Annotated in this window: 22 protein-coding genes; 7 read left to right on the forward strand and 15 right to left on the reverse strand. The window is 61.9% G+C overall.

Annotation, left to right across the window (positions count from 1 at the left end; all coding sequences use genetic code 11):
- Positions 1-33: 33 nt before the first annotated feature.
- Positions 34-453 carry an acyl-CoA thioesterase gene (locus ABD833_RS00350; protein ID WP_345070199.1) on the reverse strand — a complete coding sequence of 140 codons (420 nt, stop codon included), beginning with the start codon at positions 451-453 and terminating at the stop codon, positions 34-36.
- Positions 454-880: 427 nt separating this feature from the next.
- On the opposite strand from ABD833_RS00350, the gene ABD833_RS00355 reads away from it, so the two are divergent.
- Together ABD833_RS00355 and ABD833_RS00360 are read left to right on the forward strand one after the other, a co-directional pair.
- The gene (locus ABD833_RS00355) at positions 881-1,072 is read left to right on the forward strand and encodes a cold-shock protein (RefSeq protein WP_073110051.1); all 192 of its coding nucleotides are present in this window, start codon (positions 881-883) and stop codon (positions 1,070-1,072) included.
- A 501-nt stretch (positions 1,073-1,573) separates the two neighbouring features.
- On the forward strand, positions 1,574-3,475 hold the full coding sequence (locus ABD833_RS00360) for a DEAD/DEAH box helicase (RefSeq protein ID WP_345070202.1): 1,902 nt from the start codon (positions 1,574-1,576) through the stop codon (positions 3,473-3,475).
- 97 nt (positions 3,476-3,572) lie between these two features.
- Here the strand turns inward: ABD833_RS00360 and ABD833_RS00365 are convergent, their stop codons facing one another.
- Positions 3,573-4,025, reverse strand: a complete 453-nt coding sequence (locus tag ABD833_RS00365) for a PA2169 family four-helix-bundle protein (protein WP_345070203.1) — start codon at positions 4,023-4,025, stop codon at positions 3,573-3,575.
- Positions 4,026-4,438: 413 nt separating this feature from the next.
- Here ABD833_RS00365 and ABD833_RS00370 point away from each other — a divergent pair, with 413 nt between their 5' ends.
- Positions 4,439-6,892 carry a TonB-dependent receptor gene (locus ABD833_RS00370; protein ID WP_345070205.1) on the forward strand — a complete coding sequence of 818 codons (2,454 nt, stop codon included), beginning with the start codon at positions 4,439-4,441 and terminating at the stop codon, positions 6,890-6,892.
- Between the two features lie 225 nt (positions 6,893-7,117).
- Here the strand turns inward: ABD833_RS00370 and ABD833_RS00375 are convergent, their stop codons facing one another.
- Both ABD833_RS00375 and ABD833_RS00380 read right to left on the reverse strand, forming a co-directional pair.
- The gene (locus ABD833_RS00375; protein ID WP_345070206.1) at positions 7,118-8,374 is read right to left on the reverse strand and encodes a BaiN/RdsA family NAD(P)/FAD-dependent oxidoreductase; all 1,257 of its coding nucleotides are present in this window, start codon (positions 8,372-8,374) and stop codon (positions 7,118-7,120) included.
- Between the two features lie 233 nt (positions 8,375-8,607).
- Positions 8,608-9,462: an NAD(P)-binding domain-containing protein gene (locus ABD833_RS00380; RefSeq protein ID WP_345070207.1), complete on the reverse strand. Its 855-nt coding sequence runs from the start codon at positions 9,460-9,462 to the stop codon at positions 8,608-8,610.
- Between the two features lie 111 nt (positions 9,463-9,573).
- Here ABD833_RS00380 and ABD833_RS00385 point away from each other — a divergent pair, with 111 nt between their 5' ends.
- The gene (locus ABD833_RS00385) at positions 9,574-10,443 is read left to right on the forward strand and encodes an SDR family oxidoreductase (protein WP_345070208.1); all 870 of its coding nucleotides are present in this window, start codon (positions 9,574-9,576) and stop codon (positions 10,441-10,443) included.
- A gap of 224 nt (positions 10,444-10,667) precedes the next feature.
- On the opposite strand, the gene ABD833_RS00390 is transcribed toward ABD833_RS00385, so the two are convergent.
- Together ABD833_RS00390 and ABD833_RS00395 are read right to left on the reverse strand one after the other, a co-directional pair.
- Complete coding sequence (locus tag ABD833_RS00390; protein ID WP_345070209.1) at positions 10,668-11,519, reverse strand: LysM peptidoglycan-binding domain-containing protein; 852 nt, start codon at positions 11,517-11,519, stop codon at positions 10,668-10,670.
- 80 nt (positions 11,520-11,599) lie between these two features.
- Positions 11,600-11,899: a hypothetical protein gene (locus ABD833_RS00395; protein ID WP_345070211.1), complete on the reverse strand. Its 300-nt coding sequence runs from the start codon at positions 11,897-11,899 to the stop codon at positions 11,600-11,602.
- Between the two features lie 105 nt (positions 11,900-12,004).
- Here ABD833_RS00395 and ABD833_RS00400 point away from each other — a divergent pair, with 105 nt between their 5' ends.
- Positions 12,005-12,763: a glycosyltransferase family 2 protein gene (locus ABD833_RS00400; RefSeq protein ID WP_345070212.1), complete on the forward strand. Its 759-nt coding sequence runs from the start codon at positions 12,005-12,007 to the stop codon at positions 12,761-12,763.
- A 110-nt stretch (positions 12,764-12,873) separates the two neighbouring features.
- Here ABD833_RS00400 and ABD833_RS00405 read toward each other — a convergent pair whose 3' ends face one another.
- From ABD833_RS00405 to ABD833_RS00420, 4 genes are all read right to left on the reverse strand, one after another.
- Entirely contained in the window at positions 12,874-13,614 is a 741-nt protein-coding gene (locus ABD833_RS00405; protein ID WP_345070213.1) for a DUF4386 domain-containing protein, read from the reverse strand.
- A gap of 419 nt (positions 13,615-14,033) precedes the next feature.
- Positions 14,034-15,332 carry a metal-dependent hydrolase family protein gene (locus ABD833_RS00410; protein WP_345070214.1) on the reverse strand — a complete coding sequence of 433 codons (1,299 nt, stop codon included), beginning with the start codon at positions 15,330-15,332 and terminating at the stop codon, positions 14,034-14,036.
- Between the two features lie 92 nt (positions 15,333-15,424).
- Positions 15,425-17,668 (reverse strand): S46 family peptidase, encoded by a 2,244-nt coding sequence (locus ABD833_RS00415; protein ID WP_345070215.1) that lies wholly within the window; start codon positions 17,666-17,668, stop codon positions 15,425-15,427.
- 108 nt (positions 17,669-17,776) lie between these two features.
- Positions 17,777-18,277, reverse strand: a complete 501-nt coding sequence (locus ABD833_RS00420; RefSeq protein WP_345070216.1) for a YkvA family protein — start codon at positions 18,275-18,277, stop codon at positions 17,777-17,779.
- A 261-nt stretch (positions 18,278-18,538) separates the two neighbouring features.
- On the opposite strand from ABD833_RS00420, the gene ABD833_RS00425 reads away from it, so the two are divergent.
- A complete protein-coding gene (locus tag ABD833_RS00425; protein WP_345070218.1) occupies positions 18,539-19,069 on the forward strand; it encodes a DinB family protein in 531 nt (176 codons plus the stop codon).
- A 386-nt stretch (positions 19,070-19,455) separates the two neighbouring features.
- Here ABD833_RS00425 and ABD833_RS00430 read toward each other — a convergent pair whose 3' ends face one another.
- The 3 genes from ABD833_RS00430 to ABD833_RS00440 form a co-directional block, all read right to left on the reverse strand.
- Entirely contained in the window at positions 19,456-20,076 is a 621-nt protein-coding gene (locus ABD833_RS00430; protein WP_345070219.1) for an AlbA family DNA-binding domain-containing protein, read from the reverse strand.
- Positions 20,077-20,289: 213 nt separating this feature from the next.
- Complete coding sequence (locus ABD833_RS00435; protein WP_345070220.1) at positions 20,290-21,168, reverse strand: SDR family oxidoreductase; 879 nt, start codon at positions 21,166-21,168, stop codon at positions 20,290-20,292.
- A 165-nt stretch (positions 21,169-21,333) separates the two neighbouring features.
- Entirely contained in the window at positions 21,334-21,762 is a 429-nt protein-coding gene (locus tag ABD833_RS00440; protein WP_345070221.1) for a DUF3127 domain-containing protein, read from the reverse strand.
- A gap of 150 nt (positions 21,763-21,912) precedes the next feature.
- On the opposite strand from ABD833_RS00440, the gene ABD833_RS00445 reads away from it, so the two are divergent.
- Entirely contained in the window at positions 21,913-22,872 is a 960-nt protein-coding gene (locus tag ABD833_RS00445) for an isoaspartyl peptidase/L-asparaginase family protein (protein WP_345070222.1), read from the forward strand.
- A 132-nt stretch (positions 22,873-23,004) separates the two neighbouring features.
- On the opposite strand, the gene ABD833_RS00450 is transcribed toward ABD833_RS00445, so the two are convergent.
- Positions 23,005-23,898, reverse strand: coding sequence for a cyanophycinase (locus ABD833_RS00450; RefSeq protein WP_345070223.1), 894 nt, complete (start codon positions 23,896-23,898; stop codon positions 23,005-23,007).
- A gap of 117 nt (positions 23,899-24,015) precedes the next feature.
- Complete coding sequence (locus ABD833_RS00455; RefSeq protein ID WP_345070224.1) at positions 24,016-25,800, reverse strand: M1 family metallopeptidase; 1,785 nt, start codon at positions 25,798-25,800, stop codon at positions 24,016-24,018.
- Positions 25,801-25,993 lie beyond the last annotated feature (193 nt).

Genomic DNA, 25,993 nt, shown 5'->3' on the forward strand with positions numbered 1-25,993 from the left:
AATGTATTAGCGGCTTTCAGTTTGTAGCTTACCCTATACCGCCTCCCGCAGCCGCTTAATCACCTCCTCCGTCACCCGCCGCGGCCGCAACGTCTGCGGGTCGAGGAAGGCCCATTGGGTTTCGGCCTCGCAGAGCAGCGCGCCGTCGGCCACCCGCTCGATGCGGGTGAAGCGCTGGGACTGCGCCCCGCGTACGTCGCCCACCCAGGTGGTGCAGCGCAGCTCGTCGCCCAGCAAAGCCGGTTTCAGGTAGCGGATGCGGTGTTCCATCACCACCCACATATAAGGAGTAGGAGCGGCGGTGGGTGGGTAGGCCGTCAGCCAGTGGGCGCTGGCAATATCCTGCACCCAGCGCAGGTACTGCACGTTGTTAGCGTGGTTGAGCTCGTCAATATCGGCTGCCACGACCTGGATGGTGTGGGAGAAGCGGAAGGATGCGGTGGTGTTATCCATAAGTGGAGGCAAAGAAACGGCTTGTTCGTCAGAAGGCCGGGGGTAGAGGCAACGGGCAGCCGGGAGAAGCCTAAGCTGCTTCTTCCGGCTCCGAATGCGGCGCGCCGCAGGGGTAAAGTCCGGCCTTCTACCACTGCCCGCCGGGTCCGAAAGGTGGGTTCAGCGCCGAATGAGCACCGGCCGCTGAATATTTATGGGTGGTTCACAAAAACTTAAAACCCGCTTTAAACGGAATAGCGGCAGTATTTGGCCCGGTCCGCCACCCACCCGGCACTTTATCCGTCACCCACCCTAACTACTCTGGGGTAAAGTCGTATATTTGCCTAAGTCTTAGAAACGTGCATCACGCCATCTGCAAGCTGTTCCGCAAGGGGCCATAGCAGATTTCATGGCCACTTTGCTTAGATGACATACATAATCAAACAACATGCAGACAGGAACAGTAAAATTCTTCAATGACACCAAGGGCTTTGGCTTCATTAAAGTAGACCAATCAGGTGAAGACATCTTCGTTCACGTAAGTGACCTCGTTGATGAGATTCGCGAAAATGACAAAGTGCAATTCGAAGTTGCACAGGGCAAAAAAGGCCTCAACGCCGTAAAGGTGTCGTTGGTTTAGTTTGACCTCTCATCTTCGGATGAACCAAAGAAGCCCGCAGCAATGCGGGCTTCTTTGCGTTCAGGGTATTTCCTGAGAAATTACCTGTCATCCTGAGCGTAGCGCAGCGGAGTGAAGGACCTTCCTCTTCGGGTCTGCCGAACTCATTTCAGCGCCCAAAGCTCTTTCCCGCACCCTATGAAGAGAGCTTTACTCATTTAAAAAGGCCTGTGCGCTGCTCAGAGGAAGGTCCTTCGCCGGCTCAGGATGACAGGCTGGTTGTGATAACCTCCACAATAGAGTTTAGGCATCCTGCTTTTTATAATAAAATTCTCATACCTTTGCAGCCGCATTGAGAACGGCCATGTTCCGCGCAGCATTGGCTGCAGTAATCTAACAGGCTGGCCGCCTTCGTCTTCCGTCCGTTGCTTCCGTCGCTTGTCGTTGTTGTTGAGTGGGAGAGGAACGTCGCTGAATAAGCTGTTTTCAGAGCTAGTGTCTCCCATTCCATCAAACTAAGTCATGGAAAAAGTAAAATTTGAAGAGCTGAATCTCTCGGAAGAGATGATGCGCGCAATTTCGGACCTCGGCTACGAGGAAGCTTCCCCGATCCAGACCGCCGCTATTCCAGTCCTCATGGCGGGTCAGGACGTTATCGGTCAGGCCCAGACGGGTACCGGTAAAACCGCCGCGTTCGGCATTCCCGCCATCGAAGGTGTTGATACTGACAGCCGCGCCGTCCAGGTGCTGATTCTGTGCCCCACGCGTGAGCTGGCGGTGCAGGTTTCGGGCGAAATCCAGAAGCTCGGTAAGTATAAGCGTGGTCTGGCCGTCGTGCCGATCTACGGTGGTCAAAGCTACGACCGGCAGTTCCAGGCTCTGGAGCGCGGCGTGCAGATCGTAATCGGCACGCCCGGCCGCGTGATGGACCACCTCGAGCGCGGTACGCTGAAGCTGGATAAAGCCACCAAGATTATCCTCGACGAAGCCGACGAAATGCTCGACATGGGCTTCCGCGAGGACATCGAGATTGTGCTGAGCAAAATGCCCGAGGAGCGCCAGACGGTATTCTTCTCGGCCACGATGAGCAAGCCGATCATGGAGCTCACCAAGAAGTATCAGAAAAACCCGCAGATCGTAAAAGTCAACCACCAGGAGCTGACCGTTACGAACATCGAGCAGATGTACTACGAGGTGCGCAACCCGATGAAGAAGGACGTGCTGTCCCGTATCATCGACATGTACAACCTCAAGTCGACCATCGTATTCTGCAACACGAAGCGCATGGTCGACGAGTGCGTAGCCGAACTCCAGGCCCGCGGCTACTTCGCCGACGGTCTGCACGGCGACATGGGCCAGCAGCAGCGCCAGAACACCCTTGACAAGTTCCGCAAGGGCACGCTCGAAATTCTGGTCGCCACCGACGTAGCCGCCCGCGGCATCGACGTGGAGAACGTGGAAGCCGTCGTGAACTACGATTTGCCGGCGGACGAAGAGTACTACGTGCACCGCATCGGCCGCACCGGCCGCGCCGGCAAGCTGGGCAAAGCCTTCACCTTCGTGAGTGGCCGCGACATCTACAAGCTGCGCGACATCATGCGCTTCACCAAGGCCAACATCAAGCAGGAGCGGATTCCATCGTTTGAAGATGTGTCGGAGGTGAAAACCACGCTCTTCCTGGCTCAGATCAAAGACATCATCGAGAAAGGCAAGCTGGAGAAATACGTCACCCGCGTGCAGCGTTTGCTGGATCAGGAAGAAGGCATCACGTCGCTGGACGTGGCCGCTGCTCTGCTCCGCATGACGATGAAAGAAGACAAGCAGGCCGAGAAGAGCCTCGAAGCCGGCCGCCAGCAAGGCGCCGTGCGTCCGGGCTTCACCCGTCTGTTCGTGACGATGGGCAAGAAGGACCGGGTGCATCCGCGCGACATCGTGGACCTGATTGCCGAAAACACCGGCCTGACAGGCAGCAAAGTCGGCGACATTGCCCTCTACGACAAGTTCAGCTTCGTCGAAGTGCCTTCCGAGTTCGTGGAAGAAGTTATCGAGAAGCTTGGCCGCAGCTCTATCCAGGGTCGTCCGGTAGCTTTCAACATTGCTACGCCGCGTCAGGAAGGTGATGCGCAGCAGGAAGGTAACACCCGGGGCCCCGGCGGATTCGGTGCCGAAGATAATCGTCCCGCTCGCCGGGCTCCGTATGGCAACCGCGAAGGTGGTAGCTCCTACGGTGGTGGTCAGCGTGGCGGCAGCAGCTTCGGCGGCAACCGCGGCGGCAGCTCTTACGGCAACCGGGAAGGCGGCAGCAGCTACGGCGGCGGTAGCCGCGAAGGTGGCTCATCGTACGGTGGCGGCTATAAGGGCAAGCGCGAAGGCGGCAGCTCGTATGGCAGCGGCGGCGGTGGCTACAAAGGCAAGCGCGACTAATCGGCGCAACGTTTAAGCACTAAAAAAGCCTCTCCGATTATCGGAGAGGCTTTTTTGTGTTTGAGGTACCCGTGGGGAAAGTCCCTGCGATTGGCGATTACTTCTTCTCGGAAGCATCGCGCAGGCTGCGCATTTCGTCGTGGCCCTGCTGTATGCCCTGGTACTGCTTTTCGATTACGGTTTTCAGGCCGGCGGGCAGGTCCTGGGCTTTGAGGGCCGTCTGGTAAGCTTTCTTGGCGTAGTCTTCGCCCCGCTCGCACTCAGCGAGAATACTGTGGCGGTCTTTGCTGGTGACGATGCTTTTCAGGTTGATGAAAGCCCGGTGAATGGTGCCCGTAACGGAGCTTTCTTCTTCGGGATGCAGGTTGAGCTTGTGCATCTGGTCTTCCAGCTCCGTGATGTAACCGGACCGCTGGGCCGCGTATTTCTTAAAGGTCTCTTTCAGGTCCGCGTCTTCCACGTCGGTTATCGCCTCGGCGTAGCCTTTCTGACCATCCTTGAGCGTTTCGATAAGTTCGTTGGCGAGGGCTTGGGTTGCTTTGGTTTCCATGGGGTAGTGGGGTAGAATTGAAGGAGGGGAAACGAATTAGTGTTTCTCTTTACTGCCCGGGCGCTGTTTGGGTTGCGGCGGGTAGTCTGCCGGACGAAGGAGCCCGAGCTGTTCCAGGTAGTCAAAGGCGTGCTTTATTCGTGGATTCCGCTGTGCAGCAGTCCGGCCGGCGGCGCCGGGGTCCGGGCGGGCAGCCACGCCGCAAAGGTGGCCAGGTCGGCCGGCGGCCCGCTGGCGGAGCGGGGTTACTCAAAAGCTTCGGCTTGCTCTAGGAGCTGCTGGAGAAGGCGGTAATTTATACTGGGTAAAGCAACAAAGACCCTCGGCGAAAGGGGGGTGAAAAAATACTTGGTGGATAAGCATATAGCATTTGATTTAGTTTGTGTGGTATCAAACCAAATAAGCCCAATATCATGCGACTTTTCTACCTGCTTGTCTTGTTCCTGCTGGCTTGCGGACACGCCGGGTTAGCCCAGAATACCGGGGTGCTCAGCGGCACCGTACGCGACCGGGCTACCCAGCAAACCTTGCCGGGCGTGACCGTGGCGCTGGAAGGCAGCACCCTGGGCACCGCTACCGACGAGCAAGGTCGGTTTCGGCTGACTGACATCCCCACGGGCAGCTACAATGTGCGCGTAAGCTTCGTCGGCTACGAATCCTTGCTGCGCGCCAACGTGGTTATCACTTCCGGCAACGCCAACATTGTGAGTTTGGAGCTGGTGCCGGCGGCCCAGGCGTTGGGGGAGGTGACCGTGACGGCCAGCCGCGCCATTCGGGTGGCTACGGCCGAAACTCCCCTGAGCGTGCAGCGCCTGAGCGTGGAGGAAATCAAGAGCAACCCGGGGGGCAACTTCGACATTTCCAAAGTGGTGCAAAGCCTGCCCGGCGTGGGCGGCGGTGGCACCGGCGGTACGGCGGGGTTCCGCAACGACATCATCATCCGGGGTGGGGCCCCCAACGAAAACGTGTACTATCTCGACGGCATCGAGGTACCGGTCATCAACCACTTCCAGACCCAGGGCTCGGCCGGCGGGCCGGCGGGCATGCTCAACGTGTCGTTTATTGAGGACGTGACGCTCAGCTCCTCCGCTTTTAACGCGCGCTACGACAATGCCCTGAGCAGTGTGCTGCAATTCCGGCAGCGCGAGGGCAACCCCGACCGCACCCAGGGCAACGTGCGCCTGAGCGGTACCGAAGTGGCGGCTACCCTGGAAGGCCCACTCACCCAGAACACTACCTACCTGGCCTCGGTGCGCCGGTCGTACCTGCAGCTGCTGTTTAAGATCATCGACCTGCCCATCCGACCCGATTACTGGGATGCGCAGTTTAAAGTCACCACTAAGCTGTCGGCTAAAACCAGCATTACCCTGCTGGGCCTGGGTGCGCTCGACCATTTTGAGGTAGCCGTGCCCCGCAAGTCGACGCCCGAAAACGACTATATCCTGCGCAACACGCCCTCCAGCGACCAGTGGAACTACACCGTAGGGGCTTCGCTGCGGCAGCTCCTCCCGCAGGGCTACCTCAACGTGGCGCTGAGCCGTACCCAGCTCGACAACCAGGTCGATTTCTTTGAAGGCGGCACCGCGTTCCGGGGCGATGAAAGCCGGCGCGTCTTGCTTACCCGCTCGGGTGAAGCCGAAAACAAGCTGCGCGTGGACGTGAACAAATCGGTGGGCAAATGGCAGTATGCCTACGGGACCGTGGGGCAGTGGGTGGAGTTCGACTCGCGCTACTTCAACCGCCTGCGCCGGGCGGTGCTCAACCCCGACGGCACCGTGCAGCAGCCGGGCGTAGACGTGACCTTCACCTCCGACTTGTCGTTTGCCCGCTTCGGGGCTTTCGCCCAGGTTACCCGTTCCCTGCTGCCCGCCGATCGGCTCACGCTGTCGGCGGGCTTGCGGGCTGATGGCAACTCGTTCACCGACGACGGGGCCAACCTGCTGCGCACGCTGTCGCCGCGCCTATCGGCCTCCTACGCCTTGGCCGATAAGTGGAACCTGAACGCCAGCGTGGGCCGCTACTACAAAATCCCCCCTTCCACGCTGCTGGGCTTCCGCGACGAAACCGGCCGGCTGGTCAATAAAAACAACCGCTACGTTGCCAGCACCCACTATGTAACGGGCCTGGAGTACCTGCCCACGCCCAGCACCCGCTTTACGCTGGAAGGCTTCTACAAGCAGTACCGCGACTATCCGGTGAGCGTGCGCAACGGCATTTCCCTGGCCAATCTGGGCAGCGATTTTGTGGCGCTCGGCAACGAGGCCGTACGCAGCACCGGTCGGGGCCGGGCCTACGGCAGCGAGTTCTTCTTCCAGCAGAAGCTCACCAAAAACCTGTTTGCGGTGGCCGCCTACACCTTGTTCTGGAGTGAGTTCAGCGGAGCCGACGGCCGCTATAAACCTTCCGCCTGGGACACGCGCCACCTGGCTTCGCTGCTGCTGGGTCGCAAGTTTAAGCGCGGCTGGGAGATGGGCCTCAAGTACCGCTTCGCGGGTGGTGCGCCCTACACGCCCTTCGATTTCGAGGCGTCGCGCCAGAACTACCTCACCCTGGGCCAGGGCATTTTCGACTTCCGCCGCCTGAATACCGAGCGGCTGAACAGCTTCCAGCAGTTCGACTTTCGCCTCGACAAGAAAATCAACTGGCCTCGCCTCACCCTGGATCTGTACCTGGACGTGCAGAATGCCTTCGTGCTGAAAAGCCCGGCCCCGGCCAGCTACACCTTCGAGCGCACGCCCGACAACAGCGACTTCGTGACTACCGACGGGCAGCCCGTGCGCCCCGACGGGTCGAACGCCGTGCCTACGCTGCTGCGCAACGATGCCGCCACGGTGCTGCCTACCATTGGCTTTATCGTGGAGTTTTAACCTGTTCTCACATCTCTGCCGGGATGGCCACCGCCACGCAGGCGGGGGTATTTGCTGCTTGCCGGGGCCCCGGGATGCGGCGTCTCACCGAGCTGCCGTACCGGATCTGCCGCCAGACCGGGTGCCGGTGGGCATACCCGCGGCAGGCCTCAACCCCAACGGCGCAGCGTTGTGTCGCGGGACCTGACAGCCTGCTCCGGGTGAAAATCCTTGGCGCGAAAGAGCCTAACGGCCAGCTTCTTTGGGCTGGCCCAGGGCCCGCCCGGCCAGGAAACCGGTGGTCCAGGCGGCCTGGAAGTTGAAGCCGCCGGTGATGCCGTCGATGTCGAGTACCTCGCCGGCGAAGTGCAGGCCGGGGTGGAGGCGGCTTTCCATGGTTTTCATGCTCACCTCGCTGAGTGGAATTCCGCCGCAGGTCACGAATTCCTCCTTAAAAGTAGTTTTTCCCCGCACGGCCAGCGGCATGCGCAGCAGCAATTCAATCAGTCGGTTCTGGGTTTTGGCCGGCAGCTCGCTCCACCGAACTTCGGCGTCTACCCCGGCCTGCTCCGCCAGGTTGCGCCACAGGCGCTGCGGCAGGCCGAACAACGCATTCGACAGAACTACTTTCCGGCCGTTATCGGTGCGAAAGGCGTGCAGCCACTGGCGCAGGGTTTCTTCGGTATAGGTCGGAATCCAGTTGACCAGGGCGGAGCCGATATACTGCAGCTCGTGGAGGCGGCGGGCGCCCCAGGCCGAGAGCTTCAGCACGGCCGGGCCGCTGATGCCCCAGTGGGTAATCAGCAAAGGCCCTTCGTAGTCCAGCTTTTCGCCCGCCAGCACCACCCGCGCGTGGGGTACGCTCACGCCCATCAGCTCCTTGAGTGGTGAGGCCGGCACGTTAAAGGTAAACAGGGACGGCACCGGCTCCACCACGCTGTGTCCCAGGTCGCGCAGCCAGTTGTAGCCCTCCGATTTGGGCAGGCCCCCGGTAGCTACCAGCAGGCGCCGCACCGTCAGAACCCGGGGCGCCGCGCCGGTCAGGTGCAGGGCAAAGCCGCCGCCCGGCAGCGGCTCAATACGCTCCGCGTTGGTGCTGGTCAGCACCCGGACGCCGGCGCGGTGGGCGGCGTCGAGCAGGCACTGGGCAATAGTTTCGGAGGAGTCGGTGGTGGGAAACATGCGGCCATCGGCCTCGGTCTTAAGCGGTACGCCCCGCTTTTCGAACCACTGCACCGTATCCTGGGCCCCAAACTGATGGAAAGGCTCCTTGAGCTGTTTGGCCCCGCGCGGGTAGTGCTGGATCAGCTGAGCCACGGAGCCGCAGTTGTGGGTCACGTTGCAGCGCCCCCCCCCCGATACGCGCACTTTGCCGAGCAGCTTACTGGTTTTTTCCAGCAGATATACGGTAAGCTTTGGGTTGGCCTCGGCGCAGGCAATGGCGCCGAAAAACCCCGCCGCCCCGCCCCCCAATACCGCTACCGTCAAATTGATGTCATTCACCCCGCAAAGATAGACCACGGATTCGTCCGGATTTTTCGGACCACGGATTCGTCCGGATTTTTCGGACCACGGATTCGTCCGGATTTTTCGGATTGGTCGGATTTTGGGGACGATGCCCTGAAGTTAAGAAAGGCCACCCGTCCGGGTGGCCTTTCTGATTAGAAGTTGCTGCCCGGGCGTCGGCGCCAACTACAAAATCCGACTAATCCGAAAAATCCGGACGAATCCGTGGTTCAGCAATAATCCAGCGCCGTTATCAGGTTGTCGCGCTGGAACTGGTAGGGGAGGGTGCGGTGCAGGAAGCTGCTGTCGATGAGCTTCCCGGTGCGATTCTTTTGCGCGTCGAAAGTGGGGGGGGCAACCCCAAGCTTCTGGGCCGCCGCCGTGTAAAATTCCTGGCGCGAAGGGTGCTGACTGGAACAGGCGTTGAAGGTGTAGCCCCAGGCGTTTTCGCGAATGATGCTGGTCAGCAACCCAATGCAGTCGTCGAGATGAATCAGGTTGACCGGCGCCCCGGCATTGGGCAAGCCCTGCCGGCCGGCCAGAAAGCGGCCCGGGGGGCGGTCCGGCCCAATCAGGCCGCCAAAGCGGACCACGGTGCTCAGCCACTGTCCGCGCCGGGGCGTGAAATGCCCCTCGGCCCGCAGCAGATCAGAGGACGCGTCGGGGGAAGAAACGGCGTCGGCTTCCTGCATCGTGCGGGGCGCATCGGGGTACACGCTGGTCGAGCTGACGAACAGCACGTGGCGCACGCCCACGGAAGCCACTACGCTGCCAACGGGGCGCAGCAGGCCCGGATAGTTGTTGGCGGCCGCTGCCCGGGGCGGCACGTTGAGCACCAGCACGTCGACGCCCGTGAGCATGGTGCGCAGCGTATCGGCGTCGGTGGGGGTAAAGTCGGTGCCGAGGCGCAGCAGGTAGGGCGTGATGCCCGCGTCGCGCAAGGTGAGCAGCTGGTTGGGGGTAGTGGTAGAGCCGACCACGGAATAGCCGGCGGCAACCAGGGCCTTGGCCAGGGGCAGGCCGAGCCAGCCGCAGCCGAGCACTGCCACTGTCAGGTTGGAAGAAGAAGTAGCAGATGCAGTCATGGAAGCCAAAGGTGGTAAAAATTCCATCACCAGATTTGTTGGCGGGCAAAAGCCAACAAATCCCGTTCTTGCAGGCCGTCACCTCTTCTTTTCAGCCCTTCACCAGCCCTTATGCCAGCGTATACCCAACCCATGCTCCGCGACAACGCGCTCCAGGGCAAAACCATCGTCGTCACCGGCGGCGGCACCGGCCTGGGCCGTGCCATGACCACGTATTTCCTCCAGCTGGGGGCCAACGTCACCATCAGCAGCCGGAAGCTCGACGTGCTGGAAAAAACCGCCGACGAGCTGCGCCAGCAAACCGGGGGTAAGGTGCTGGCCGTGCAGTGCGACGTGCGCAAGTACGACGAAGTGGAAGCCATGCTCCAGCGGACCATCGACGAGTTTGGGGGAGTAGATGTGCTGCTCAACAACGCCGCCGGCAACTTCATTTCGCCCACCGAGCGCCTCTCCCACAAGGCATTTGACGTCATTGTCGACATCGTGTTGCGCGGCTCTTATAACTGCACGCTGGCGTTCGGCAAGCGCTGGATTGCCGATAAGAAACCCGGTACCATTCTCAATATCGTGACCACCTACGCATCCGTGGGCTCCGCCTACGTGGTGCCGTCGGCGGCCGCCAAGGCCGGCGTGCTGGCCATGACCCGCTCTTTGGCCGTGGAATGGGCCAAGTACGGTATCCGCTCCAACGCCATTGCTCCCGGCCCGTTTCCGACGGAAGGCGCCTGGAGCCGGCTGTTTCCCGCCCCCCTGGCCGCCAAGCTCGACCCGGCCGCGTCCGTACCGCTCAAGCGGGTAGGCGAATACCAGGAGCTGGCCAACCTGGCCGCTTACCTGGTATCCGACTTCTCGGCCTACGTGAACGGCGAAGTCGTGACCATCGATGGCGGCGAGTGGCTTAACGGGGCCGGCGAATTCAACAAGCTGGAAATGATTCCGCCCCCGATGTGGGACGAAATCGAAAAAGCCATGCGTCGCTAGCCCCCGGATTCCGGACCACGGATTCGTCCGGATTTTTCGGATTGGTCGGATTTCGTGGACGATTACCTTGAATAAGAAAGGCCACCCGGACGGGTGGCCTTTCTTATTCAAGGTTGCTGCCCGGGCGTCTGCGCCAACTACAAAATCCGACCAATCCGAAAAATCCGGACGAATCCGTGGTCCGGAATCCAGGGCAATCCGAAAAATCCGGCCGAATCCGTGGTTCAGATTTTATAGCCTTTATAGTTCTTGGTGAACTCAGCGGCTGGAATGGGCTGGTTGGCGACGACGTCGGAAAACTCGAATTTCTCGAACAGGCCTTTGTCGTCGTGCACCTGCACCACCAGAGGCAGCAACAGCTTCTGATCGACGCAGATGATGGTGCGCTTGCCGTAGCCGTTGGGGACCTGCAGGGTTTTACCCGCCGGCACGGGCTCGTCCGGCGCCAGGCCATTGCGCTCCATGATGCGGTATTCGCCGCAGCTGAACCGGTCGGCAATGTTGGCCACGGTTTCGGGCTTCGTGGTTTTGTAGGTCACGTAGCGAAACTGCGGGAAGTCGGAGCGCAGAATGTAGCAGGGGCGACCGGTGATGGTGGTGTCGCCGGCGTAGCGAAAGCTGTGCTCGAAGGAGTGGTCCTGGCGCAGCGTAGAGCCTTTGATAAGGTTGGCAATGGTGCCAAAACCGGCGTCGAGCACGCTGTGGTGCTGATTGCGGCGCATGAGGGTACTATTGGGGTCGAGGCTCAGCGTCACGTACGGAAAGCTATTGGGATACACCCAGGCGTCGCCGTCATTCTGGCCCGTCACCCAGAGCACCTCAATCCCTTTTTCGTTGCGCAGATACACCCGCAGCGGATTGAAGCCCATCTTCATGGCCGTGCGGGCCTGGTTGTACTTCGTGCCGGCCCGCTCCTGGGTCCGCACGTTGCAGCGCAAAGTTTTCAGGCTTTCAATGGCCGTGGTGAGCCGGACCATAAGCTGGTCCGTGGTAAGCTTAGGGGTGGGGGCCGGGGCCGCCGCGAAGGCGGTAAGCAGGATAGCCGCAAAAACCGGGAGCCGGAAAAAGTGAAGCATGCCGAACGGAAGCTAGTAGAATAGAAGCGTAAAAAAGCGCTTTAGCAGAAACCAGGCCGGAATACAGCATCCGGAACCAGCTAATGGAGGCTGCTACGCGGAAAACGGGCGGCCATACTGTCGAATACGAACAGCTCAGCTACCGCCACCTGCTCGAAGAAGCGAAACAGCGGAAACTGTTCCACCACGGCCCGGATCACGGCGGCGTTCTGCCCGTTCATCGTAATCCCGCCGCGGGTGCCGTTGACGCTGATGGCGTAGGCCTCCACCACGTGTTCCTCAATCAACGGGTTAATTATGGCCCGGTGCTGAGGAATCAGGGCCAGGAAGTCCTCATTAAAGTTCGCGGAAAAACGGACGGTGACTGCAAATCGGGCCATGATGCGGTGGGCAATTACCTCTGGGATAAACACCACACCCCGCTACAAAGTTGGGTGCCAGCCGGGCCAAGTAACTTTTTGCCCAAAAAAGCAGAATAGGCAGGTATGAACTTCACCATTATCACCCCCAGCCACAACCGCCGCCAGTACCTGCCCGAAGCCATCGCCAGCGTACGGGCCAGCGTCAGCGCTCCGCTCGATATTGCGTTTGAACACCTTATCTACGACAACGGCTCCACCGACGGCACCCCGGAGTGGCTGCCCACGGCCGCGCAGCAAGCGGGTTCCCCGCTGCGCTACTGGACCCATTCGGAGCCCCTGCGCGCCGGCCATGCCCGCAACCTGCTCATCCGGGAAGCCCGCCCCGATTCCTGGCTGGTGCCCCTCGACGACGACGACCTGCTGCTTCAGCGCAGCCTCTACCACTATGCCGATCTGGTGCAGCGCCACCCCGGCCGCCCCTGGTTCGTGGCCGACTTCCTGCGCCTGGATGAAGAGCGGCGCTACCTGCCCGGCGAAGACTACTACGCCTGGCGCTTCGACTCGCCGCGGGCCATGCTGCACGCCGTTTTCAAAGCCGAGCACTTCATTCAGGGCAACGTGTGCTACGGCAAAGCGCTGTTTGATGAGGTAGGCGGCTACGACGAGCAGCTGCCCATGGCCGAGGATCTGGACCTGTACGTGCGCTTCCTGCTGGCCGGGCACCTGCCGGTCGTGTCGCCCCATATCAGCCACCTGCACCGCTTTCATAGCAGCAACGTGAGCATTGGCGTCGATGCGAACAAGCACAACGAAGACCTGGGGATTATCTACGACAAGTATGCGCCGCGGCTGCAGGCGCTGGGCGTGGTACGGCCGCAATGATAAGGCTGCGGAGGCCGTCGGGCGGCTCGTCGTCCATCCGTCAGCCGGCCGGCGCGAACGACGAGCCGCTTGCATGACTTCAGCTGAGCAATCGACCTGGTCTTACCGGCTCAGAAGCGGCTACTACGGCTCACCCGCGCGTGCCACTGCGCGCTATCCACCCCCTTTACCAGCAGCCACAGGCACAGGGACGATTCACCGATCAAGGGCAGCAGCAGTATAGCCGGCAGGAGCACATCGGCCAGGGCCGGGGCAAAAAGCGCCGCCGAGCAGGCCACCAGATACCCTCCCCCGGCTATCTGCATCAGAATACCGATAAGTCTGGGGAAGTAGCCGGACTTAAAAATCAGGTACCCATTTACCAGGCATGTGAAGCCAAAAAAGAGCAGCGCAATGTTGAAGGCAAGATCATGCGACTTCAGCGCCAGGTTGGCCAGTATCGGCAGCTGCTGGGGGCCAAAAGCGGGCTGGTACCCGGTATTTTCCAGTATCGGCAGTACCAGCAGCAGAAATACCTTGCTAACGGCCTCCACCGCCAGCGACACCAGATTGAACAAGACGGCCAGCTGCACCAGTTTTTTGCTGACGGGCCGTAGCAACAGGTATTCAATCCAGAGCAGGGGAACGGCACATAGTACGACGAGCACATTGGCCGCGACGCCGAGGCGCCAGAGAGCCGGCGAGGCGAGAATGTTGTGCGCCGTGGCCCCGGCATCACCCGATATAACCAGCTTACTGGTGACGAACCCCTCCGCAAAAGCCCCGAACAAGATAATGACGAGGTAGAGCCCGCCGCCGAGGCGGGCATAGCCCAGGGGCGAAGTTTCAATCGAACGAGCAGTTGTGGACATCTCTTCCAGGGTTGATGTTGAAGGAGGGTTTTTCCGGGATAATTCGGGCGCCTAAGGCCAGAACGGTAGCCGAAGAAAAGTACGGCTGGCCGGGCGCTGGCCGCTGGGGTGGCGGTGGGTGAAGGTAGCCCGTTTTGTCCCGCAGTAGTCTGCATTATCGTTGCATACCAGGGCACCCCGCCAGAGTCTTCGCTGTTGCCGGCGTCTTAACTGAGGCCAGGCCCCGATTTCCAGCATTGACCTACTTCCAGCCTCCTGCGAATAGCGGTTGTGGGCGTCCGGTCCGAGGATGGCAGGTGGTCGACACGATTGGTATACTCGTCGCGCAGTAGGGTGCGGGGCTTGCCCCCGCCCGTCGTGGAACGAACCACTTCGCAAGGAGGATAACCCAGCCTTTCGGCCCTAAAGGGCGGGAGCTTTTAAGGCTGTTTGAAAATAATGCCGCCCTTCAGCACCAGCTTCACCTGCCGCAGGGCCATGATGTCCTGGGTGGGGTCGTTGGGCACGGCAATGATGTCGGCCAGCAGGCCGGGGGCCAGGGTGCCCCGGTCGGGGAGGTGAAAAAGCCGGGCGTTGCCGCTGGTAGCGGCCCGCAGCACGACCAGCGGCGTCAGGCCGTAGTCCTGCACCAGCAGCTCCAGCTCCCGGGCGTTGTCGCCGTGGGCGAAGACGCCCGCGTCGCCGCCGATAGCCAGCGTGACGCCGCTTTTCAGGGCCGCCGCCATGCTGAGGCGCTTTTGCTGCAGGCGCTCGGGCAGCGGAGTCTGGCCGGGAGCCCAGCCCCGGTAGCGTGAAATGGCGTCGCCGGCGGCCACGGTGGGGCACAGGGCCACGCCGCGCTGCTTCATGAGCCGGAACACTTCCGGGGTGCCCGCGTCGCCGTGCTCAATGGTTTCGACGCCCGCCAGCGTGGCCCGGCGCATGCCTTCGGGCGTGGAAGCGTGGGCCACTACGGGCCGGCCGGCCGAGTTGGCCGTCCGCACAATCAGGTTCAGCTCGTCCTGGGTAAAGGTCGGCCGGGACGGCTCGTTCGGCCCCCAGCGGTAGTCGGCGTACACCTTGATGATATCGGCCCCCTTGCCAATCTGCTCCCGCACGGCCCGGATGATCCCGTCTACGCCGTCGGCCTCCTGGGCACCCTGCGGCACATCGACGTCGGCGGAGAGCTTGGGGCCGTAGCTGCCCGTGGCTACCAGTGCCCGGGTGGCCACCAGCAGGCGCGGCCCGGGAATCAGGTTCTGGTCGATGGCCTGCTTCAGGCCCACGTCGGCGTAGTCCGCGCCCTCGGAACCCAGGTCCCGGGCCGTGGTGAAGCCGGCCTCCAGGGTGCGGCGGGCGTGGACCGTGGCGCGGGCCACCCGCAGCGCCTGCGACTCCAGCAGCACCTGGTCGTTCCACGTCGTCTCATTATAAGGGTGCAGCAGCAGATGCGAATGCCCTTCAATCAGGCCCGGCAGCAGCGTCAGCCCCGGCAGCTCCAAGGTCTGGGCCCCCACGGGAGCCGTAATCTGGGCCGCTGGTCCCACGGCCTTTATCCTGGTCCCTTCCACCAGTACGGCCCAGCCGGGGTGCAGGTCCTGGCCATCGAAGACGGCGGCGGGGCGTAGCAGGATAGCGGGAGCGGCGGAAATCTGGGCGACAGCCGGTGGTATGCCGGCAAAGCCGAGCAGAGCCGCCAGCCCGAAGGCCAGCGGGCGGATTGGAGAAGAGGGAAGCATCGGCAAAAGATAGCCGGAAAGAAACCGGATATCCGAAAAAGCGCCGCCGGAATTTGAATCCGGCGGCGCTGGGAGCGGGTTGGGAAAAGCAATCAGGCCCTTACTTTTCGCTTCACCTTCATCTTTTTAACTTCCGGCGCGGCCGGCTGATTGGGGCTGCCGACGAGCGTCATTTCCTTCACCAGGTGGCCGGCCCCGGCGTATTTATCGACCACGAAGAGCAGGTAGCGCACGTCCAGGGTGATGTTGCGCACCCGGTCGGGGTCGTACATGATATCGGACATGGTGCCTTCCCAGTTGCGGTCGAAGTTGACGCCGATCAGCTCCCCGCGGCCGTTGATAACCGGGGAGCCGGAGTTGCCGCCGGTGGTGTGGTTGGTGGCAATGAAGGCCACCGGCACCGTACCGTTGACGGCGTAGGGGCCGTAGTCTTTGGCCTGGTACAGCTCCGCCAGCCGGGCCGGCACTTCAAAGTCCGGGTTGGTCGGATCGGCCTTTTCCATCAGGCCGTCGAGGGTGGTGTAGTAGTCGTACTGCACGCCGTCGGCGGGCTGGTAGCCGGCCACCTGCCCGTAGGACACGCGCAAAGTCAGGTTGGCGTCGGGGTAGAACTTCCGGTCGGTCTGCATCTGGCGCAGCCCGGCCAGGTAGGTGCGCGAAAGCAGCGCAATGTTGTCGGTAGTTGAGGTGTACACGGGCAGAATGATGGCCCGGTAGTGGCTGATAACCGCCGTAGCCAGCTGGTAGGCGGGGTCGTCGGTGAGGGCGCGGGCGTTGCCCTGGGCCAGCTCGTCCAGCACCGCGGCGGCTCCGGCCGCGGTGGTCAGGCGCGAGCGGCGGAAAAGCTGGGCGGCGTATTTCGTCCAGCCCGCGGGGCCCGGGTACTGCTGCTGCAGCGCCTTCACGTAGTCCGGCACCAGAGCCGGTGGCGTCCCCCCGGCGTACAAGGCCAGCAGGGCGGCGGCTACTTTCTGATCGGTGGGTGCGCTGTAGTTTTTGAAAAAGCCCACCCGGCCTTTCTTCGCCTTGTCGGCCGCGGCAGCTACTTCGGCGGCGGGTCTTTTCTGGGCTATCAGCTCGGGCAGGTGGGCAAGGCTGTTGGCGTAGGCCAGCAACTCCACGCCCAGCACGGCTTCCGTCACATAGTCGCGGGCCAGGGTATAGTCGCGCCCGGTACGGTAGTTTTGCTCGAAACCGGCCAGCAGCGGCCCGTAACCGGCTTTGCGGGCATCGTCGCCGCTTTGCACCCACTGGGTGAAGCGGGCTTCCTGCTCCTGCTTACGCGCCACGGCGTCCAGCTTTTTCAGGCCCCGGGTTTCGCCGATCCACTTTTTCCAGTAGTTGGCAATGCCGGCATACTTGGCCGCGTACTGAATCCGGACCTGGTCGGAAGCCTGCATGTCGGCAGCAAGCAGGCGTAGCTTGGCCTCCCGGACTTTCACCTTGGCCGGGTTCGACACCGAGTAGGTTTCAGCCACGCCCCACGACGTGAGGTACTCGTTGGTACGGCCGGGGAAGCCGAGGACCAGCGTGAAGTCGCCGGGCTTGATGCCGCTGAGCGAAATAGGCAGGTGGTGGCGGGGCTTGAAAGGCTGGTTGGCCGCCGAGTAGGGCGCGGGCCGGTTATCGGGGCCGGCGTAGATGCGGAACAGGCTGAAGTCGCCGGTGTGGCGGGGCCAGGCCCAGTTGTCGGTGTCGCCGCCGAACTTGCCGATGGCCGACGGCGGCGCGCCCACCAGCCGGATGTCGGTAAACACCTCCGTGACAAACAGATAATACTCGTTGCCATTGAAAAACGGCCGGATAAACGACTGGTAGTGGGTGCCCTGCACCGCCGCCTGCGCCACGCGCTGGATGTTGGTCTGCACCAGCCTCTCCCGGTCGAACTCGGTGATGCCGGTGGTGGGTACGCCGACCAGAATCTGCGCCGTAACGTCCTCCATGCGAACAATAAACGTCGCCGTAAGGCCCGGATTGGGCAATTCTTCGGCGCGCTGCATGGCCCAGTAGCCCTTGGTCAGGTAGTCCTGCTCCACCGACGAATGGCTCTGGATCTGGCCGTAGCCGCAGTGGTGATTGGTGAGCAGCAGGCCCTGGTCGGAAATGATTTCGCCGGTGCAGCCCCCGCCGAACTGCACCACGGCATCCTTGAGGCTACCCTGGTTGACGCTGTAAATCTGTTCGGCGGTAAGCCGGAGGCCCTTTTGCTGCATGTCGGCCTCGTTGAGCTGCTTGAGCAGCAGCGGCAGCCACAGGCCTTCGTCGGGTGGCGCGGCCCAGGTGGCAACGGGGACAATCAGCAGCGCCAGCAACGCCAGCCGGGAGAGAATACGCATAGTGCAGCAGGGTGGTAGGGTACGAAAATACGCGTTGCGGGCCGAAGCCCGGCAAAAAAGCCCGCGCTGGGCGGCGCGGGCTTCGGACGGGCTTCGACCAAAACGGGGCTACGAATGGCCCAGCTCCGCTACCGCCGGTTGGGTTGTGTCGCCCAGGGCGGGGGCGGGGGCGACGCCGGCGGCCGAAAGAGCCGAGGTGCTTTCCCAGGCCTGGAAGCGGGAAATCTCGCCCTGAAACCTGGTGATAAACCAGCTGATCAGGCTCAGGTCATCCAGGAAGCCGATAACCGGAATAAAGTCCGGCACCAGATCTACCGGCGACAACACGTAGAGCAGCACGGCTACGCCGGAAACGACGGTGCCCCCTTCAATCTGCCGGTACGCGCCGCTGATGTAGGCCCGCACCAGGCGCACCAGCGTCTGGGCCAGGTCGAAGAGCTGCCCGAAAGTACCCTTGGCGCTTTTTTTATCGGCCAGCTTTTCGGCCACTTCCTTCAGCACGATGGCAATCTGGAAGGGCTTACCCAGCAGCTTGCCGGCGCGGGCAATGAAAACGTTGAAGATGGCGTTTTTGGAGAGTTTAAGACCTTTTTCGGCAAGAGACGACATACGCGGAAATTGAGAGTAGAAAGTGGAGGGCTTTACGAAACCGTATTTAAATGGTTGATGAGGCCCTTAACATCGGCAACCCCAACGCGCCGGGCTGGTGAACCAGGCGCGGCGGGTTGCCCCGGGCCCGGGTCAGCCGGGGCAGCGCGGTTTGCTGCCCCGGCGGGTTTCGCCAAGCCGGAGCCCGGGGGCGCCCTCGAAAGCCGATGCGCCCGGATTGCGTATTTCTTCTACCTTCGTCCCGCAATACCCCGCCCTGCTATGTCAACTGCTCGCCCTCAGCCCGGCCAATACGTGGCTTATTTCGACAACTACATCAGCCGCGTACCCGCCGGGGCCGAACCGCTGACCGTCCTGGCGGAGCAGCCCGCCGAATTGCGCCAGCTCATTGGCGGCCTCACCGAGGAGCAGGCCCTGACGGCCTACGCCCCCGGTAAGTGGACCATCAAGGAAATGCTGCTGCACATCATCGATACGGAGCGCATTTTCGCCTACCGCGCCCTGCGCATTGCCCGCGGCGACCAGCAGCCCCTGCCCGGCTTCGACGAAAACGCCTACGCCGAGGAGTCCGGGGCCAATGCCCGTTCGCTGAGCGACTTATTTCAGGAATACGACGCCGTGCGCCAGGCCACGCTGACCTTGTTCCGCAGCTTCACGCCCGCGCAGCTCGACCGCACGGGGACGGCCAGCAACAACCCGCTTAGCGTGCGTGCCCTGCTGTTTGTATTGCCGGGGCACGAAGCTCATCACCGGCATATTTTGCGCGAGCGGTATTTGCCGCTGCTGCGCTAGTTACCTTCGCACAACACCTTCCAGCGCGCCTGCGTTAAGGAATGGTAGTTTATTTTCTCCCCTAACCATTTTGCACCATGGCTAAAGCACAAGACGCCCGCAAGGAAAAAAAGAAGGAGCCGGCCAAGACCACGAAGGAAAAGAAGGCCGCCAAAGACGAGAAGAAGAAATCTAAAAGCAGCAGCAGCGAATAGCTGAAACAAAAGCTTAACCAGGAAGGGGAGTACCCGGCATTTGCCGGAGTGCTCCCCTTCCTGGTTTTTAAGTTGCTGGTCAAGCGCTTAGCCTGATTGGGGTTGGCCGCATCTAGGCGGAGCTTTCAGAGCTCAACGCTATACTCGTTGTGAAGTGGTTTGTTCAACGACGGGCGGGGGCAAGCCCCGCCCCTACAGCGTGTAGTAGGGCTCTTTTTCTTTGTCGTGGTGGTGGAGGTAGCCGTGCAGGGTTAGCTTGATCAGGGTTTGGTAGGCCCGGCGCTTGCCCAGGTTGCCCAGCTTCATGTACTGCGCCAGGGTGATGCGGGGATATTTGCGCAGGTATTCCAGCACGGCCAGCTCGTGGCGGTTCAGGGGCAGTGGTTCGAACCGGGTGGGCTGGTCCCGTTCCAGCGCCCTTTCGGTGAGGCCGCTGGTTTGCACGCTTTCGTCGCGCACGCGCACGTAGCCGCGCCAGTCGCCCTCGGCTACCTGGGCGCGGTGGGGCTTGCGGGTGCTTTCGGCCACCGTCACGATGATGACGGTGTGGCCATTTTCCTCGGTTTCCTCAAAGTGCAGACTCAGCGGGGGCTCCACGTACTGCGCGGCGGCCAGCTGGAGCAGGTACATTTCCTCTTCCGCGTCGCGCACCCCCACCACGCGGCCGGCGTCGTCGACGCCGATGAGCACGTGGCCACCGTGGGTGTTGGCCAGCGAAGTCAGGGTGCGGGAAATGCGGGTCGGGTGGGTGGTTTTCTTCTTGAATTCAACCCGCTCGCCTTCCCCCTGTCTGATCAAGCTGTGGAGGTCCATGGTTGTTGGTTGTTGGTGGGTGGTTGTTGGTTGACGTCCGAATGGAAAATGAGCAGGCCATCACGGCCGCCCGCCCTGGTGGTTTTTGGTTGACGTCCGAAGCTATGGGGCTGAGGGCTTCATCTATTCACAAGGCCCCCATTATGACATGATTGGCTAAAAACCAAAACCCACCCACCAAAAAACCAAAAACCAAAACCCAAAAACCAACACTTACCCGATGCCGGTTTCTTCCGCCGAAATCTGCCACAGACGGCTGGCTTCGGTGCGGTTCTGGGCGTTGCCGGACAGCAGGCGGGCGGGCTTGCTGTGCTTGAAGTAGCGCCCGCTGACGTGGGCTACCTCCGGGGCCGAGGCCAGAAAGATACTGGTCTGCGCTCCGCGCTCCGGGCTGACCATGAATGGCTTGCCCAGCCCCCACATCGTTTTCAGCAGCCAGGAGCTGTTCGGATTCACCAGGCCCGTATCTACAATGCCGGGGTGCAGGCAGTTGGCCGTGATGCCCGTCAGGTCGAGGCGGTGAGCCAGCTCGTTGGTGAACAGGATGTTAGCCAGCTTGGAGTCGCAGTACGCGGCAAACGAGCTGTACTTGTCCGGGTCGTTGCGGACTGCCTGCGAGGCTTCGATTTCGCCCAGCCAGTGGCCGTCCGACGCTACGGTAACCACCCGCGCCTTGCCGGCGGCGTCGAGCTGGGGCAGCAGCAGGTTGGTCAGGGCAAAAACCGACAGGTGGTTCGTCACCCAGCTCAGCTCGTGGCCTTCGGTGGTAATGCGAAGGGGGCCCGGCATCACGCCCGCGTTGTTGACCAGCACGTCGAGCTTCTCGTAGCGCCGGCCGACTTCGGCCGCCAGCTCCCGCACGTTGGCCAGCAACGACAGGTCGCAGAGCAACACGTCAACCAGGGCTTCGGGCACGGCGTGCACAATGTTGGCGCGGGCTTTTTCGGCTCGCTCGGCGTCGCGGCATACGAGCACCATGCGGGCGCCGCGGCGGGCCAGCTCCCGGGCCGTAAAGTAGCCGATGCCACCCGAGGCCCCGGTGAGCAGGATAGTTTTGCCGTGCAGTAATTTAGGATCCACAAATGCGGCCATAAGGCGAAGGAGAAGTCAGCAGACGAAACGGCCCACCGAACGGGGGCCGGGTATTAACGCTAAACCGATACCGGGAAGTTTTACTTTTTCGCGGCGGCCCACCAAGCAAAATGCCGTTTCCTCGCGGAAACGGCATTGGGTAGCCAAAACAAAAAGCGGTTTCGCTTAGAAAGGCAAATCGTTGTCGTCGTCGCCGGCGATGGGAGCGGCGGGCTGAGCCCGCAGATTCGGATTCTGGTTCTGAGCCGGCGCCGGAGCGGCGGCGCGGGGCGCGGCCTGCTGGCTGTAGCCTCCGCCAGCGGGAGCACCACCACCGGAGCCGGCATCAATTTTCCAGGCTTCGAGGTTGGTGAAGTACAGCATCTGGCCGTTCTTATTGAAGCCGCGGCCGCGCAGGTTGAAGGTAACCTTTACTTCGTCGCCTACTTTGAAAGGGTCGATGAGGGCCGTCTTGTCCTGCACCAACTGAAATTTGATATGCTCAGGGTATTGGCCATCCTGAACTTCCAGCACGAACTCGCGCTTGCGGAATTTCTCACTCACCTGCTGTTCGTCGAAGATTTCGTGCAGGCGGCCGGTAGTGTCGTAAGCCATAAAAAGGAATATTAGAAGGGGTGTGAAACGTAAACAAACGTACGAAAAAAAACGCGTTTCGGCTAGGTGAGCCGGGGGAAATCCGCCCCCGATCCCTGCGTATCTTTACCCGGTAGTTCCGCTCAATCCGCTCAGAATCCCCTTCTCCGCATGAATTCTTCCTTCGCTTTAGCCCTGCACGGTGGGGCCGGTACCATCTCCCGCACCCTGATGACCACCGCCGCCGAACAGGGCTACCGGCAGGCCCTGCAAGCCGCCCTCGAAGCAGGGTATGATGTTCTTCGTCAGGGTGGTCCGGCGCTCGATGCGGTGGAAATAGCCGTGCGCAGCCTCGAAGACTGTCCCCTGTTCAACGCCGGCCGGGGTGCGGTTTTCACGCACGAGGGGCACCACGAAATGGATGCCGCCATTATGGATGGCCGCGACCGGGCCGCCGGGGCCGTGGCCGGGGCGCGCACCGTGCAAAACCCGATCCGGGCCGCCCGGCTGGTGATGGAAAAAACCGACCACGTGCTGCTGGCCCACCCCGGCAACGACGCGCTGGCCCGCGAGCATGGCCTGCCCACGCAGCCCGCCGCCTACTTCTTCACCCAGCACCGCTACGACCAGCTTCAGGAAGCCCGGGCCGACGGCAAGATGCGCCTCGACCACAGCGAAGCCAAAGCGCCGCTGCCCACCGAGGACCCCAAAAAAAAGATGGGTACCGTGGGTGCCGTGGCCCGCGACCAGCACGGCAACCTCGCCGCCGCCACCAGCACCGGCGGCATGACCAACAAGCGCTACTCCCGCATCGGCGACTCCCCCATCATCGGCAGTGGTACTTTCGCCGACAACCGCACCTGCGCCATCAGCTGCACCGGGCACGGCGAATTTTTCCTGCGCGCCGTAGTGGCCCACGACATTTCCTGCCTGATGGAATACCGCGGGCTGAGCCTGGCCGAAGCCTGCCGCATCGTGGTGCACGAGAAGCTCGCGCCCGTCGGCGGCGAAGGCGGCCTGGTAGCCGTCGACGGTCTGGGCAATATTGCCCTGCCCTTCAATTCCGACGGCATGTACCGCGCCAGCCTGTCTTCCGCCAGCCCACTGTACATCGGTATTTACAAGGACTAACTCCCGCTGAAAAAGCCGCCCTATATACAAGGAGTGAAAAGCATGACATTTATTCCTTCTGGGTAGACTAAGAACGCCGGCCTTCCCGTGGAAAGCCGGCGTTTTTATGGGGTCGCCGAAAGGGGAGTGGCTTTACTCCACCGGGCTGTGGCTCGTGACGGGCGAAGGAGTCGGCACGGGCAGGCGCAGCGTTTTGTCGGCGTAGAATTTCCGTTCGGTGATATCGTAGACGTTGCCTTTGGCCAGCACGTGCATGGTCACATTCTCCAGCGAAATGGGCGTGCCCTTTTTGGCGGCGGCGGCATTGTTGTGCTGAATGTTGTGGCCGTCGAGGATGATGACCAGATTGGAGCCGATGGTTTCGATCAGGCAGCCGTCGGTGATGAGGATGCCGGTGTCTTCGCCCAGCCCGATGCCGATCAGCTTGGGGTGCAGGGCAACGGCCTCGATCAGGCGGCCGAAGCGGCCGCGCTTCACGAAGTGGGAATCGATGATGGTGTTGCGGGTCAGGCTCAGGCCGGTGCCCATTTTCACGGCCCCCTTCATGAGGGCGTCGGGCACGCTGCCGCCGCGAATCATGATGTGCGACATGGCCATGGCCCCGGCACTGGTGCCGGCAATGACGAAGTTGGGCTCAGTGTAGTAGCGCTGCGTCAGGCAGTCCAGAAATTCGCTTTCCCCGAACATTTCCTTCAGGCGCGACTGGTTGCCGCCGCTCATCATGATGATGTCGGCCGCGAGCAGGCGGGCCACATATTCGGGCTCCCGCGCGTCTTCGGGCGTGCGGATGTCCATAATGCCGATGTTCAGGCAATTGAGCATGGCAAACGACGAAACGTAAATCTTGCTCACTTCCTCCGGAATCATAGACGCCGTGGTAATGACCTCAATGCGCGGATCGGTCTTGCCCGACTCGAGCACGACGCGCTTGATGATGCCGAGCTCGAAGAAGTTCAGGTAGTACTTCTTTTTGGTGCGGGGGTTGGGATAAGTGCCTTTATCCTCATTGCCACCGATGGCAATCAACTTCCCGAGTGGTTTCTGTGCTTTCAACGCGAAAAATCAACTTAAAGAAAACGAAAGGTAATAACTGCCGATGGGCAAGCAAGGTTCACGCCACATACTTGGCCGCTGAGCCGTAATTTATCCGGCCCGGCCCACCAGGGTGTCAAACGTGCTGGTGGCAACGGAATGGTAATTGGGCCGGGCTTCGGCATACAACGCCTGAGCCCGCGCCCGGCCACCGGGCGTATTGAGCAAGGCCTTATAGAGCGGGATCAGAAATTTGCGCCGGCCCACGTGAGTCAGGAACTGGTGCAGGGCTTCGTCGGCGGGGGCGTAGCCGGCGGCAATGGTCCGCGGAAACCAGGCGGCCAGAATTTCGGCGTTGCCGGATCGGGTGAACCCAAAGGCGGCGTCCAGGTCCCGGACCTGGGCCAAAGAAAGCGGCGGCAGGCCGTGCAGAAAGTGAACCCACTCGTGGCTGCTCCAGGCGGCTACGTCGGGGGCGGCGGCCGGCGTACCCTGCTGCCAGCCGCGGAGTGCCTCGTCCACGGCCGCGAAGCGGGCGGAGCTTACCGGTGGGGCTACCGCCGGAATACCCGGGCCGTTGATCCAGGCGTCGAGCTGGAGCTTCCCGGCCAGGCCCGGCGCCTGATCCAGCAGCTCGCTGCGCAGGTAAGCCACGAACGATTCGGTATCCATCGACTGAAAGCTGTGCCGGGCGAAGTACTCCTTAATAAAGGTGTCCAGCTTTGCGCGCCCTACCAGGTGCTCCAGGGTGAGCAGGAGGTAGTCGCCTTTTTCGTAGGCAATGTCGTTGAGGCCTTCGTCGGGGTCGCGGCCGGCCAGGTCGAGGTGGAGGTGGGTGTCTTGGCTGGCGGCCCCCAACTCCTCTATCGTATGGAGCAGGCCGGTGTGGCCCAGCACCTGGAGCATATCGGCATAAGGTCGGCCGTAGAGCTTTTCCATAATGCGCCGCTCGAAGTAGACCGTGAAGCCTTCGTTCAGCCAGAAGTCGTTCCAGGTAGCGTTGGTCACCAGGTTGCCCGACCACGAATGGGCCAGCTCGTGGGCCACCAGACTGGTCAGGCTCCGGTCGCCGGCCAGAATAGTGGGCGTTACAAATGTTAAACGCGGGTTTTCCATGCCGCCAAACGGGAAGGAGGGGGGCAGTACCAGCAAATCGTACCGCTCCCAGCGGTAAGGACCATACAGCTCTTCGGCCGCGCCCACCATTTTCTCCAGGTCCACGAACTCGTGCGTGGCTTTGGGCAGCGTAACGGGCTCGGCGTAAATCCCGGTGCGGGTGCTGAGGGGCGCAAACTCCACGTCGCCCACGGCCAGCGCCATCAGGTAGGCCGGGATGGGCTGATCCATGCGGAACGAGTACTCGCCATTGGCGGCGCGGGTCTGCGGATTTTCGGCGCTCATCAGCGCCAGCAGCCCGGCGGGTACCCGCACGCGGGCCTCGTAGGTGAAGCGGATACCGGGCGAGTCCTGGCACGGAATCCAGGTGCGGGCCAGGATGGCCTGCGACTGAGTGAACAGAAACGGCTGCTGCCGGCCGGCGGTCTGCGCCGGGGCCAGCCACTGCAACGCGGCCGCGCCGGGCGTGGTGCGGTAGCGCAGCGTAACGGTGGTCGTGTCGGGCCTGATCGTGACGCGCAGCGGCTGACCCAGCGTGGCATCATCGGCGCCCAGCACAAAGGAGGTAGCCTCCCCGGAGGGGCCACCGAGCAGCGCGGCCTCAATTTCAAGGTGACGGGCATCGAGCCAAAGCTCCGTAGCCCCGGTGTGGTTGTCGAGCGTCCAGGTGGCCTGGCCCGTCAGGGTGTGGCTGGCGAAATCGACGCTTAGGTCGAGGGCGAGGTGGCGCACCTGAACTTCAGCGGGGCGGGCATAGCTGTGCGGGTCGGGCGTAAGCATAGAGCAGACGGGGCAGTGAGAGCGGAAGAAGAGTTGAGCCCTCCGAGGTGGCAGGCGGCAAAGATAAGCCAAAACCCGCCGGGCACTATTGGCTGGTACGCAACAGTGCGGGTAAAGGCAAAACGCCTAACTTGCACCCACTGGTGGAATACTGCCGGGCAGACAACCCAGCGCCCCGGAAAACAGTAAGACG

It is taken from the genome of Hymenobacter fastidiosus (assembly GCF_039539565.1).
GTDB classification, from domain to species: Bacteria; Bacteroidota; Bacteroidia; order Cytophagales; family Hymenobacteraceae; genus Hymenobacter; species Hymenobacter fastidiosus.

Excerpts from the sequence above, each read along its gene's own strand:
- ABD833_RS00435 (WP_345070220.1), bottom strand. The coding sequence starts at position 21,168 with ATGGCCGCATTTGTGGATCCTAAATTACTGCACGGCAAAACTATCCTG.
- ABD833_RS00360 (WP_345070202.1), top strand. The coding sequence starts at position 1,574 with ATGGAAAAAGTAAAATTTGAAGAGCTGAATCTCTCGGAAGAGATGATG.
- ABD833_RS00350 (WP_345070199.1), bottom strand. The coding sequence starts at position 453 with ATGGATAACACCACCGCATCCTTCCGCTTCTCCCACACCATCCAGGTC.
- ABD833_RS00430 (WP_345070219.1), bottom strand. The coding sequence starts at position 20,076 with ATGGACCTCCACAGCTTGATCAGACAGGGGGAAGGCGAGCGGGTTGAA.
- ABD833_RS00395 (WP_345070211.1), bottom strand. The coding sequence starts at position 11,899 with ATGGCCCGATTTGCAGTCACCGTCCGTTTTTCCGCGAACTTTAATGAG.
- ABD833_RS00380 (WP_345070207.1), bottom strand. The coding sequence starts at position 9,462 with ATGACTGCATCTGCTACTTCTTCTTCCAACCTGACAGTGGCAGTGCTC.
- ABD833_RS00370 (WP_345070205.1), top strand. The coding sequence starts at position 4,439 with ATGCGACTTTTCTACCTGCTTGTCTTGTTCCTGCTGGCTTGCGGACAC.
- ABD833_RS00410 (WP_345070214.1), bottom strand. The coding sequence starts at position 15,332 with ATGCTTCCCTCTTCTCCAATCCGCCCGCTGGCCTTCGGGCTGGCGGCT.
- ABD833_RS00385 (WP_345070208.1), top strand. The coding sequence starts at position 9,574 with ATGCCAGCGTATACCCAACCCATGCTCCGCGACAACGCGCTCCAGGGC.
- ABD833_RS00415 (WP_345070215.1), bottom strand. The coding sequence starts at position 17,668 with ATGCGTATTCTCTCCCGGCTGGCGTTGCTGGCGCTGCTGATTGTCCCC.
- ABD833_RS00405 (WP_345070213.1), bottom strand. The coding sequence starts at position 13,614 with ATGTCCACAACTGCTCGTTCGATTGAAACTTCGCCCCTGGGCTATGCC.
- ABD833_RS00455 (WP_345070224.1), bottom strand. The coding sequence starts at position 25,800 with ATGCTTACGCCCGACCCGCACAGCTATGCCCGCCCCGCTGAAGTTCAG.
- ABD833_RS00425 (WP_345070218.1), top strand. The coding sequence starts at position 18,539 with ATGTCAACTGCTCGCCCTCAGCCCGGCCAATACGTGGCTTATTTCGAC.
- ABD833_RS00445 (WP_345070222.1), top strand. The coding sequence starts at position 21,913 with ATGAATTCTTCCTTCGCTTTAGCCCTGCACGGTGGGGCCGGTACCATC.
- ABD833_RS00420 (WP_345070216.1), bottom strand. The coding sequence starts at position 18,277 with ATGTCGTCTCTTGCCGAAAAAGGTCTTAAACTCTCCAAAAACGCCATC.
- ABD833_RS00390 (WP_345070209.1), bottom strand. The coding sequence starts at position 11,519 with ATGCTTCACTTTTTCCGGCTCCCGGTTTTTGCGGCTATCCTGCTTACC.
- ABD833_RS00400 (WP_345070212.1), top strand. The coding sequence starts at position 12,005 with ATGAACTTCACCATTATCACCCCCAGCCACAACCGCCGCCAGTACCTG.
- ABD833_RS00355 (WP_073110051.1), top strand. The coding sequence starts at position 881 with ATGCAGACAGGAACAGTAAAATTCTTCAATGACACCAAGGGCTTTGGC.
- ABD833_RS00365 (WP_345070203.1), bottom strand. The coding sequence starts at position 4,025 with ATGGAAACCAAAGCAACCCAAGCCCTCGCCAACGAACTTATCGAAACG.
- ABD833_RS00440 (WP_345070221.1), bottom strand. The coding sequence starts at position 21,762 with ATGGCTTACGACACTACCGGCCGCCTGCACGAAATCTTCGACGAACAG.